Origin of the sequence: Paenibacillus sp. MZ03-122A (assembly GCF_024213325.1) — a bacterium.
Taxonomy (GTDB): domain Bacteria; phylum Bacillota; class Bacilli; order Paenibacillales; family Paenibacillaceae; genus Paenibacillus; species Paenibacillus polymyxa_B.
The window spans coordinates 16,747-25,607 of the sequence record NZ_JANAVI010000021.1 but is presented as its reverse complement, the minus strand read 5'-3'; the positions used below and the strand labels follow the sequence as shown (position 1 = coordinate 25,607).

General features: G+C 44.3%; 19 protein-coding genes. All 19 read left to right on the top strand.

Annotated features, from left to right (window positions below):
- Nucleotides 1-104 precede the first annotated feature (104 nt).
- The 19 genes from rpsJ (at nucleotide 105) to rpsE (ending at nucleotide 8,855) form a co-directional block, all read left to right on the top strand.
- A complete protein-coding gene (gene rpsJ / locus NLX74_RS24355; protein ID WP_005544556.1) occupies nucleotides 105-413 on the top strand; it encodes a 30S ribosomal protein S10 in 309 nt (102 codons plus the stop codon).
- 32 nt (nucleotides 414-445) lie between these two features.
- Entirely contained in the window at nucleotides 446-1,069 is a 624-nt protein-coding gene (rplC, locus tag NLX74_RS24350; protein WP_013312161.1) for a 50S ribosomal protein L3, read from the top strand.
- A 26-nt stretch (nucleotides 1,070-1,095) separates the two neighbouring features.
- Nucleotides 1,096-1,719, top strand: a complete 624-nt coding sequence (rplD, locus tag NLX74_RS24345; RefSeq protein WP_013312160.1) for a 50S ribosomal protein L4 — start codon at nucleotides 1,096-1,098, stop codon at nucleotides 1,717-1,719.
- The gene (gene rplW, locus NLX74_RS24340; protein ID WP_013312159.1) at nucleotides 1,719-2,009 is read left to right on the top strand and encodes a 50S ribosomal protein L23; all 291 of its coding nucleotides are present in this window, start codon (nucleotides 1,719-1,721) and stop codon (nucleotides 2,007-2,009) included. The genes rplD and rplW overlap by 1 nt, the downstream gene beginning before the upstream one ends.
- Before the next feature lie 30 nt (nucleotides 2,010-2,039).
- The gene (gene rplB, locus NLX74_RS24335) at nucleotides 2,040-2,870 is read left to right on the top strand and encodes a 50S ribosomal protein L2 (RefSeq protein WP_013312158.1); all 831 of its coding nucleotides are present in this window, start codon (nucleotides 2,040-2,042) and stop codon (nucleotides 2,868-2,870) included.
- A 72-nt stretch (nucleotides 2,871-2,942) separates the two neighbouring features.
- Nucleotides 2,943-3,221, top strand: coding sequence for a 30S ribosomal protein S19 (gene rpsS / locus NLX74_RS24330; protein WP_007432579.1), 279 nt, complete (start codon nucleotides 2,943-2,945; stop codon nucleotides 3,219-3,221).
- A gap of 36 nt (nucleotides 3,222-3,257) precedes the next feature.
- Nucleotides 3,258-3,590, top strand: a complete 333-nt coding sequence (gene rplV, locus NLX74_RS24325) for a 50S ribosomal protein L22 (RefSeq protein ID WP_013312157.1) — start codon at nucleotides 3,258-3,260, stop codon at nucleotides 3,588-3,590.
- Between the two features lie 13 nt (nucleotides 3,591-3,603).
- Entirely contained in the window at nucleotides 3,604-4,269 is a 666-nt protein-coding gene (rpsC, locus tag NLX74_RS24320; protein WP_013312156.1) for a 30S ribosomal protein S3, read from the top strand.
- A gap of 2 nt (nucleotides 4,270-4,271) precedes the next feature.
- The gene (gene rplP / locus NLX74_RS24315) at nucleotides 4,272-4,706 is read left to right on the top strand and encodes a 50S ribosomal protein L16 (RefSeq protein WP_007432576.1); all 435 of its coding nucleotides are present in this window, start codon (nucleotides 4,272-4,274) and stop codon (nucleotides 4,704-4,706) included.
- Entirely contained in the window at nucleotides 4,696-4,893 is a 198-nt protein-coding gene (gene rpmC / locus NLX74_RS24310; RefSeq protein ID WP_007432575.1) for a 50S ribosomal protein L29, read from the top strand. The genes rplP and rpmC overlap by 11 nt, the downstream gene beginning before the upstream one ends.
- Nucleotides 4,894-4,943: 50 nt before the next feature.
- Nucleotides 4,944-5,207 (top strand): 30S ribosomal protein S17, encoded by a 264-nt coding sequence (gene rpsQ / locus NLX74_RS24305; RefSeq protein ID WP_007432574.1) that lies wholly within the window; start codon nucleotides 4,944-4,946, stop codon nucleotides 5,205-5,207.
- Nucleotides 5,208-5,241: 34 nt separating this feature from the next.
- Nucleotides 5,242-5,610 (top strand): 50S ribosomal protein L14, encoded by a 369-nt coding sequence (rplN, locus tag NLX74_RS24300; protein WP_007432573.1) that lies wholly within the window; start codon nucleotides 5,242-5,244, stop codon nucleotides 5,608-5,610.
- Nucleotides 5,611-5,646: 36 nt separating this feature from the next.
- Nucleotides 5,647-6,000, top strand: coding sequence for a 50S ribosomal protein L24 (gene rplX / locus NLX74_RS24295; RefSeq protein ID WP_013312155.1), 354 nt, complete (start codon nucleotides 5,647-5,649; stop codon nucleotides 5,998-6,000).
- A gap of 31 nt (nucleotides 6,001-6,031) precedes the next feature.
- Nucleotides 6,032-6,577 (top strand): 50S ribosomal protein L5, encoded by a 546-nt coding sequence (gene rplE / locus NLX74_RS24290; protein WP_254330775.1) that lies wholly within the window; start codon nucleotides 6,032-6,034, stop codon nucleotides 6,575-6,577.
- Nucleotides 6,578-6,653: 76 nt separating this feature from the next.
- The gene (locus NLX74_RS24285; RefSeq protein ID WP_010348808.1) at nucleotides 6,654-6,839 is read left to right on the top strand and encodes a type Z 30S ribosomal protein S14; all 186 of its coding nucleotides are present in this window, start codon (nucleotides 6,654-6,656) and stop codon (nucleotides 6,837-6,839) included.
- A 32-nt stretch (nucleotides 6,840-6,871) separates the two neighbouring features.
- A complete protein-coding gene (gene rpsH, locus NLX74_RS24280; RefSeq protein ID WP_007432570.1) occupies nucleotides 6,872-7,270 on the top strand; it encodes a 30S ribosomal protein S8 in 399 nt (132 codons plus the stop codon).
- Between the two features lie 33 nt (nucleotides 7,271-7,303).
- Nucleotides 7,304-7,846: a 50S ribosomal protein L6 gene (gene rplF, locus NLX74_RS24275; protein ID WP_013312152.1), complete on the top strand. Its 543-nt coding sequence runs from the start codon at nucleotides 7,304-7,306 to the stop codon at nucleotides 7,844-7,846.
- Between the two features lie 115 nt (nucleotides 7,847-7,961).
- Complete coding sequence (gene rplR / locus NLX74_RS24270) at nucleotides 7,962-8,330, top strand: 50S ribosomal protein L18 (protein WP_007432568.1); 369 nt, start codon at nucleotides 7,962-7,964, stop codon at nucleotides 8,328-8,330.
- A gap of 27 nt (nucleotides 8,331-8,357) precedes the next feature.
- Nucleotides 8,358-8,855: a 30S ribosomal protein S5 gene (rpsE, locus tag NLX74_RS24265; protein WP_013312151.1), complete on the top strand. Its 498-nt coding sequence runs from the start codon at nucleotides 8,358-8,360 to the stop codon at nucleotides 8,853-8,855.
- Nucleotides 8,856-8,861 lie beyond the last annotated feature (6 nt).

Sequence of the window (8,861 nt, the reverse complement as noted above, 5' to 3'; positions counted from 1 at the left end):
GAGAGGTTACTGACACACCCGGCCCCTTTGCCATGGGAGGGCTGTCGGAAAATTTTCACGGAGTATGTCCGATACCAAATTGGGCGATAGAAGGAGGGACTAAAATGGCAAAGCAAAAAATTCGTATTCGTTTGAAAGCTTACGATCATAGAATTCTTGATCAATCCGCTGAGAAAATTGTTGAAACAGCTAAACGTTCGGGCGCAGGTGTATCCGGGCCAATTCCGCTGCCAACTGAAAAACAAATCATTACTATTCTCCGTGCGGTACACAAGTACAAGGATTCCCGGGAGCAGTTCGAAATGCGCACACACAAGCGTTTGATCGACATTGTTAACCCGACTCCACAAACTGTGGATGCCTTGATGCGCTTGGACCTGCCGTCCGGTGTAGATATCGAAATTAAATTGTAATATGTAATTAGGAAAAGAAATGAGGTGTCAACATGAAAGGTATCTTAGGAAAAAAACTCGGAATGACTCAAGTGTTTACCCCTGAAGGTAACGTACTTGCTGTTACGGTTATCGAAGCAGGTCCTTGTGTTGTTCTGCAAAAGAAAGATCTGGAAAACGATGGATACGAAGCTATCCAACTCGGTTTCTCTGATAAGAAAGAAAAAAGATCCAACAAACCTGAAGCAGGACATGCGAAAAAAGCAAATACTGCACCTAAGCGCTACGTTCGTGAACTTCGTGGCATCGACCTTGCTGCGTACGAGGTTGGCCAAGAACTGAAGGCTGATGTCTTCACAGAAGGCGAGTTCGTTGACGTAACAGGTATTTCTAAAGGTAAAGGTTTTGCCGGCGTTATCAAACGTTGGGGACAAAGCCGCGGACCAATGGCACACGGTTCGCGTTACCACAGAGGTCCAGGTTCTATGGGTTCCATTCAAGCTAACCGCGTTCCTAAAGGTAAACACCTTCCAGGACACATGGGGCATGAAACGGTAACGATCCAACGTCTTGAAGTTGTTAAGATCGATACAGAACGTAATGTATTGCTCGTGAAAGGTTCCATTCCAGGACCTAAAAATAGCTTCGTTAAAGTATTAGAAACGGTGAAAAAATAAACAACTGAAGAAAGGAGGAACACGAAATGCCAAAAGTAGCACTATTTAATATTAGCGGCAGCCAAGTTGGTGAAATTGAATTGAACGACGCAGTGTTCGGTATCGAGCCGAATAAGCACGTTCTTCATGACGCTGTTGTTATGCAATTGGCTTCCCTGCGTCAAGGTACTCACAAAGTAAAAGGACGTTCTGAAGTACGTGGTGGCGGACGTAAACCTTGGAAACAAAAAGGTACTGGTCGCGCTCGTCAAGGTTCGATCCGTGCACCGCAATGGGTTGGTGGCGGTACTGTATTCGGTCCGACTCCACGCAGCTATGCTTACAAATTGCCTAAAAAAGTTCGTCGTCTGGCGATCAAATCGGCGTTGTCATCCAAAGTGATTGAGAATGAAATTATCGTATTGGACGCTCTTACACTGAACGGACCTAAAACGAAAGAATTCGCAGCCATTTTGAATAACCTTAAAGCTGATCGTAAAGCATTGATCGTAGCTCCTAGCTATGATGATAATGTAGCACTGTCCGCTCGTAATATTCCTGGTGTGAAGTTTGTAGCCGCAGACGGCATTAATGTTCTTGATGTGCTCGGACACGACAAACTGATCATTACGAAGGAAGCAGTTCAGAAGGTAGAGGAGGTGCTCGCGTAATGAAGGATCCTCGTGATATTATCAAACGTCCGGTTATCACCGAACGTACGGCTGGTATGATGAATGACTTGAAATACGTTTTCGAGGTTGACATTCGTTCTAACAAAGTCGAAGTAAAAAAAGCAATCGAAGCCATTTTTAACGTGAAAGTAAGTAACGTAAATACGCTTCGTGTTCCTGCAAAACCAAAACGCTACGGACGTCATTCCGGCTATACGAGCGAGTGGAAGAAAGCGTTCGTAACGCTGAGCAAAGACAGTAAGCCGCTTGAGTTTTTTGAAACGGTATAATTGAAACTGTAAAGTAAGGAGGGAAACTCAGTGCCAATTAAAAAGTATAAACCAACGTCCCCGGCCAGACGTGCTATGTCTGTATCTACTTTCGAGGAGATTACAACTAATCAGCCCGAGAAATCGTTGCTGGCACCTCTGAGCAAGCAAGCTGGACGCAATAACCAAGGTAAAATTACAGTTCGTCATCAAGGCGGCGGACACAAACGTAAATACCGTATTATTGACTTCAAACGTAACAAAGATGGAATACCGGGCCGCGTTGCTACGATCGAATATGATCCAAACCGTACGTCCAACATCGCACTTATCCACTATGTGGATGGTGAAAAACGTTACATCATCGCTCCTAAAGGTCTGAAAGTAGGAGACGAAGTGGTATCCGGTGCAGGTTCCGATATCAAAATCGGTAACTCCTTGCCGTTGGAAAACATTCCAGTAGGTACGGTTATCCACAACATCGAATTGAAACCGGGTAAAGGTGGCCAACTCGTTCGCGCCGCTGGTACGGAAGCCCAACTTCTTGGTAAAGAAGAAAAGTATGTTACAATTCGTTTGACTTCTGGTGAAGTTCGTCGCATTCTGAAAGTTTGCCGCGCTACAATCGGTTCTGTAGGTAACGAAGACCACGAACTGGTGAAAATCGGTAAAGCTGGTCGTAGTCGCTGGTTGGGACAACGTCCTGAAGTTCGCGGTGTTGTAATGAACCCTAACGATCACCCACACGGTGGTGGTGAAGGTCGCGCTCCAATCGGACGTAAATCTCCAATGTCTCCATGGGGTAAACCAACCCTTGGTTACAAGACACGTAAAAAAGGTAAAGCATCTGATAAGTACATCGTTCGTCGTCGTACTAAGTAATAAAACGTGCGCTTGAGTCGCACGTTAACATATTAAAGAACGACTACGTTTTAACGAAGGGAGGATTCATAAATGGGTCGCAGTCTCAAAAAAGGACCATTCATTGATGGTTACCTGTTGAAAAAAGTAGAGGTTTTGAATGAGTCGGACAAAAAAGTGGTAATCAAAACTTGGTCCCGTCGCTCTACGATTTTCCCACAATTTATCGGACATACGTTTGGTGTATATGATGGTCGTAAACACGTGCCAGTATACGTAACGGAAGATATGGTCGGACACAAATTGGGCGAATTTGCTCCAACACGTACCTACAAAGGCCATACGGATGACGATAAGAAAACAAGAAGATAATCAACACAGCGTAGTGTTTGAGAGGAGGTAAACTCAATGGAAGCAAAAGCACATGCTAAGTCCGTACGGATTTCTGCTCGCAAAGTGAAACTTGTTATCGATTTGATTCGCGGTAAGCAGGTTGGTGAGGCGATCGCAATTCTTCGTCACACTCCAAAGTCCGCTTCTCCAGTCGTTGAGAAATTGTTGAATTCTGCGATTGCAAATGCAGATCACAACTACTCTTTGGACGTAAATAAATTGGTAGTATCTCAGGTTTTTGTAAACCAAGGTCCTACAATGAAACGATTCCGCCCGCGTGCAATGGGTCGTGCAAGTCGCATCAACAAACGCACCAGTCATATTACTCTGGTGGTATCTGAAAAATAAGGAGGGAAAACGTGTGGGCCAAAAGGTAAATCCCGTCGGACTCCGAATCGGTATTATCCGTGATTGGGAATCCAAATGGTATGCAGGCAAAGATTTCGGTGATCTTTTGCTGGAAGACGTTAGAATTCGTGAACATCTGAAAAAAAGATTGAAAGACTCCGCTGTATCCCGTGTTGAAATCGAGAGAGCAGCTAACCGTGTCAACGTAACGATTCACACTGCGAAACCAGGTATGGTTATCGGTAAGGGTGGTTCCGAAGTTGAAAATCTGCGTAATGAAATTACTAAAATCGCAGGCGGTAAAAAGGTACACATCAATATTTCTGAAATTAAAAATCCTGAACTGGATGCAATTCTGGTTGCTGAAAGCATTGCACAACAATTGGAACGTCGTGTTTCTTTCCGTCGTGCTTTGAAACAAGCAATTCAAAGAACTATGCGTTCCGGAGCAAAAGGAATTAAAACTCAAGTAGGCGGACGTCTTGGCGGTGCCGAAATCGCTCGTTCCGAAGGGTACAGCGAAGGAACTGTTCCACTGCATACGCTTCGTGCCGACATTGACTATGGTACAGCGGAAGCTCATACTACTTACGGTCGTCTTGGCGTAAAAGTATGGATCTATCGTGGAGAGGTTCTTCCTCCAGCTAAGAAACAAGCTCCTCAGGAAGGAGGCAACTAATCATGTTGGTACCAAAACGCGTAAAACATCGTAAACAACAACGTGGTCATATGAAGGGTCGTGCAAAAGGCGGTACTACACTGAACTTTGGTGAGTACGGTTTGCAAGCTACTGAACCTGCATGGATTACTAACCGTCAAATCGAAGCTGCTCGTATTGCGATGACTCGTTACATCAAACGTGGTGGTAAGGTTTGGATTAAAATTTTCCCTGACAAACCTATTACTCAGAAGCCTCTTGAGGTTCGTATGGGTAGTGGTAAAGGTAACGTAGAAAAATGGGTTGCAGTAGTGAAACCAGGCAAGATTATGTTCGAACTTGCTGGTGTTCCGGAAGAGATTGCTCGTGAAGCAATGCGTCTTGCCGCTCACAAACTGCCAATCAAAACTAAGTTTGTGAAACGTGAAGAATTGGGTGGTGAAGCAAATGAAGGCTAGTGAATTCCGCAACCTAACCACTGCTGAAATCGAACAAAAGATCTCCGGTTTTAAAGAAGAACTTTTCAACCTTCGTTTTCAACTCGCTACCGGTCAGCTTGATAACCCGACTCGGATCGGCGCTGTGCGTAAGGAGATTGCTCGTGCTAAAACTGTGATCCGTGAAAGAGAACTTGGGATTAGCTAAGATATCAGACCGGGTGGAAAATCCGCCTGTAATTAGGAAGGAGGCCAACAATGAGCGAACGTAATGCCCGTAAAGTATTAGTCGGTAAAGTAGTCAGCGACAAAATGGATAAAACGATTGTGATTGCTGTAGAAACTTACAAAAAACATGATCTCTACCATAAACGCATTAAAGTAACTAAGAAATTCAAAGCTCATGATGAAAACAACACCGCACAAATTGGTGATACTGTTAAAATCATGGAAACTCGCCCTTTGTCCAAAGACAAAAACTGGAGACTGGTCGAAATCGTTGAAAAAGCTGTTATAATCTAATGTAGTGTAGTTTTTCCGAAAGGAGGATAAATAAATGATTCAACCATTTACACGTTTGACTGTAGCTGACAATTCCGGCGCGAAGGAACTGATGTGTATCCGTGTGCTCGGTGGTACGGGACGTCGTACAGCTCAAATTGGTGACCTGATCGTTTGTTCCGTAAAACAAGCAACACCAGGCGGCGTTGTCAAAAAGGGTGATGTAGTAAGAGCGGTTGTTGTTCGTACTAAACGTTCTATCCGCCGTAAAGACGGTTCCTACATCGGATTTGACGAAAACGCAGCAGTGGTCGTTAAAGAAGACAAGAGCCCACGTGGTACTCGTATTTTCGGACCAGTTGCTCGCGAACTTCGTGACAAGGACTTCATGAAAATCGTTTCCTTGGCTCCGGAAGTGATCTAAACTCACCTTAAAATGTGCCCGTAGGAGGTGTACGAAATGCCAAAAGTGAAAAAAGTTCTGGAATCCCATAACAACAAGCTGCACGTCAAAAAAGACGACACTGTTCTGGTGATTACAGGTAAAGATAAAGGTAAAAAAGGTCGCGTTATCGCTGCTTACCCTCGTCAAAACCGTGTGCTTGTGGAAGGTGTTAACATGATTAAAAAACACCAAAAGCCTAATCAGCTGAATCCACAAGGCGGCATCATCGAGAAAGAAGCTCCGATTCACGTTTCCAACGTTATGCACATTGATCCGAAGAGCGGAAAAGTAACTCGTGTTGGTTACAAAGTTTTGGACAACGGAAAAAAAGTGCGCATTGCAAAACGTTCTGGCGAAGTGATCGACTAATTATTTTTTGAAGAAAGGAGGTATATGATTCATGGCTACAATAAGAATGAAAGAACGTTTCTTGAAAGAAATCACTCCTGCTTTGATGCAGAAGTTCAACTATACAACAGTGATGCAAGTGCCTAAAATCGAGAAAGTTGTAATCAACATGGGTGTTGGCGACGCAGTCCAAAACTCCAAAGTGCTTGATTCAGCTCTCAACGACATGCAGCTGATCGCTGGTCAAAAACCAGTAATCACTCGCGCAAAAAAATCTATTGCAGGTTTTAAATTGCGTGAAAACATGCCGATCGGTGTAAAGGTAACACTTCGTGGCGAGCGTATGTATTATTTCTTGGACAAATTGTTCAACATTACTCTTCCTCGCGTACGTGACTTCCATGGTGTATCGACAAAAGCTTTTGACGGACGTGGTAACTACACGCTTGGTCTGAAAGAACAGTTGATCTTCCCGGAAATCGAGTATGATCAAGTTGATAAAGTTCGTGGTATGGACATCGTTATCGTAACGACTGCCAAAACTGACGAAGAGTCCCGTGAGCTTCTGACTCAGCTGGGCATGCCTTTCGCAAAATAATGTTGGCATAACGTTTCGGGCGTCTGATTTTAAAGACACCCTGTTCTCCGAAACTATTTAGGAGGTGTCAGGCTAAGTGGCAAAAACTTCAATGAAAGTCAAACAACAACGCGCACCAAAGTTTAAAGTTCGTGCTTACACTCGTTGCGAGCGTTGTGGTCGTCCACATTCGGTACTGCAAAAGTTTAAGATCTGCAGAATTTGCTTCCGTGAATTAGCTTATAAAGGCCAGATTCCTGGCGTGAAAAAAGCAAGCTGGTAAAAAGTCCTGTTTGGGAAGGAGGTTTATACACAATGACTATGTCTGATCCAATTGCAGATATGCTTACTCGTATTCGTAACGCGAACACAGTTCGTCACGAAACAGTAGAAATGCCTGCATCTACAATGAAAAAACAAATCGCCGACATCCTGAAACGTGAAGGATTCATTCGTGATGCGGAATTTGTTGAAGATAGCAAACAAGGGATCATCCGTATTTTCTTGAAATACGGTGCGAACAACGAGCGTGTTATTACAGGTTTGAAAAGAATCAGTAAACCAGGTCTTCGCGTTTACACGAAGAGCAATGAGATTCCACGCGTACTGGGTGGACTCGGGATCGCAATCATTTCAACATCCAAAGGTATCATGACTGACAAAGAAGCGCGTCAGTCCAAAGCCGGCGGAGAAGTTGTTTGCTACGTTTGGTAAGATAACGTTTAAAAGATAGGAGGTGCAACAGATATGTCCCGTATTGGTCGTAAACCAATCACAGTACCAAGTGGTGTTGACGTGACTTTGAACAACACAGCAATCACAGTTAAAGGTCCTAAAGGAACATTGACTCGTGAGCTTCATAAAGACATGTCCGTTACTGTGGAAAACAATGAAATTAATGTAGTTCGTCCTTCGGACAACAAACTTCACCGCTCTTTGCATGGAACAACCCGCAGCGTTGTCAACAACATGGTAAGTGGTGTAACTGAAGGGTTTTCAAAATCTCTGGAGCTGGTTGGGGTCGGATATCGTGCAAGCAAATCCGGAGATAAAATCGTTCTGAACGTTGGATACTCTCACCCGGTTGAAATCACACCGGAAGCGGGCATCGAATTCGAAGTTCCTTCGAACACTAAAATCATCGTTCGCGGAATTGATAAAGAGCGTGTAGGTGCCTACGCTGCTAAAATTCGTTCCGTTCGTGAACCTGAACCGTACAAAGGTAAAGGGATTAAATACGAAGGCGAGCGCATCATTCGTAAAGAAGGTAAAGCCGGTAAGAAGAAATAAGTTTCTTACCGACTTTGTGCGGTCTTTCTGCTGGAAAGACTTCGTACTTCTTTTTTACCCAGTGCGTCTTAGTATAAAGTTTTAAAAGGCAAACTGAAGGGAGTGAAAACTTGAGATGATTACAAAACAAGATAAAAATAAAGCACGTGTCAGAAGACATCTGCGTGTACGTAAGAAAATCGAAGGTACGGCTGTACGTCCTCGTTTGAACGTGTTCCGTTCTTCCAAGCATATCTACGCACAACTGATTGATGATGTAGCTGGTGTAACATTGGTATCTGCATCCACTATGGATAAAGAACTGAGCAGCGAAATCAAAAACGGCGGTAGTGTAGAAGCAGCTCGTAAAGTTGGCGAACTCGTTGCTAAACGTGCGAAAGAAAAAGGTCATGCTAACATCGTATTTGACCGTGGTGGATACTTGTATCATGGACGGATTCAAGCTTTGGCTGATGCAGCTCGCGAAGCAGGCCTTGAATTCTAAGACATTTCTCAAAAGGAGGTTAACGACTTGCGTGTAGATCCGAATACTTTGGAACTGACTGAAAGAGTAGTAAATATTAATCGTGTAGCTAAAGTTGTCAAAGGCGGACGCCGTTTCAGCTTCAGTGCTCTGGTAGTAGTGGGCGACGGCAACGGCTGGGTAGGCGCTGGAATCGGTAAAGCTGGCGAAGTACCTGATGCAATTCGCAAAGGTATTGAAGATGCTAAGAAAAACCTGGTTCACGTTCCACTCGTAGGAACAACAATTCCTCACCTTGTTACAGGTAAGTTCGGTGCTGGCCGGGTTCTGTTGAAACCGGCATCGGAAGGTACTGGAGTTATCGCTGGTGGTCCGGTTCGTGCTGTACTGGAACTTGCTGGTGTAGGTGATATCTTGACAAAATCTTTGGGTTCTTCGAATTCCATGAATATGGTCAATGCGACTTTGGAAGGTTTGTCCCGCTTGAAACGCGCTGAAGAAGTTGCAAAATTGCGCGGCAAATCCATCGAAGAGCTGCTGGGCTAAGGAGGG

What these genes read in the sequence shown, in the direction of transcription:
- rpsJ (WP_005544556.1), top strand. Translation starts at nt 105, where the DNA reads ATGGCAAAGCAAAAAATTCGTATTCGTTTGAAAGCTTACGATCATAGA.
- rplC (WP_013312161.1), top strand. Translation starts at nt 446, where the DNA reads ATGAAAGGTATCTTAGGAAAAAAACTCGGAATGACTCAAGTGTTTACC.
- rplD (WP_013312160.1), top strand. Translation starts at nt 1,096, where the DNA reads ATGCCAAAAGTAGCACTATTTAATATTAGCGGCAGCCAAGTTGGTGAA.
- rplW (WP_013312159.1), top strand. Translation starts at nt 1,719, where the DNA reads ATGAAGGATCCTCGTGATATTATCAAACGTCCGGTTATCACCGAACGT.
- rpsS (WP_007432579.1), top strand. Translation starts at nt 2,943, where the DNA reads ATGGGTCGCAGTCTCAAAAAAGGACCATTCATTGATGGTTACCTGTTG.
- rplV (WP_013312157.1), top strand. Translation starts at nt 3,258, where the DNA reads ATGGAAGCAAAAGCACATGCTAAGTCCGTACGGATTTCTGCTCGCAAA.
- rplP (WP_007432576.1), top strand. Translation starts at nt 4,272, where the DNA reads ATGTTGGTACCAAAACGCGTAAAACATCGTAAACAACAACGTGGTCAT.
- rpmC (WP_007432575.1), top strand. Translation starts at nt 4,696, where the DNA reads ATGAAGGCTAGTGAATTCCGCAACCTAACCACTGCTGAAATCGAACAA.
- rpsQ (WP_007432574.1), top strand. Translation starts at nt 4,944, where the DNA reads ATGAGCGAACGTAATGCCCGTAAAGTATTAGTCGGTAAAGTAGTCAGC.
- rplN (WP_007432573.1), top strand. Translation starts at nt 5,242, where the DNA reads ATGATTCAACCATTTACACGTTTGACTGTAGCTGACAATTCCGGCGCG.
- rplX (WP_013312155.1), top strand. Translation starts at nt 5,647, where the DNA reads ATGCCAAAAGTGAAAAAAGTTCTGGAATCCCATAACAACAAGCTGCAC.
- rplE (WP_254330775.1), top strand. Translation starts at nt 6,032, where the DNA reads ATGGCTACAATAAGAATGAAAGAACGTTTCTTGAAAGAAATCACTCCT.
- rpsH (WP_007432570.1), top strand. Translation starts at nt 6,872, where the DNA reads ATGACTATGTCTGATCCAATTGCAGATATGCTTACTCGTATTCGTAAC.
- rplF (WP_013312152.1), top strand. Translation starts at nt 7,304, where the DNA reads ATGTCCCGTATTGGTCGTAAACCAATCACAGTACCAAGTGGTGTTGAC.
- rplR (WP_007432568.1), top strand. Translation starts at nt 7,962, where the DNA reads ATGATTACAAAACAAGATAAAAATAAAGCACGTGTCAGAAGACATCTG.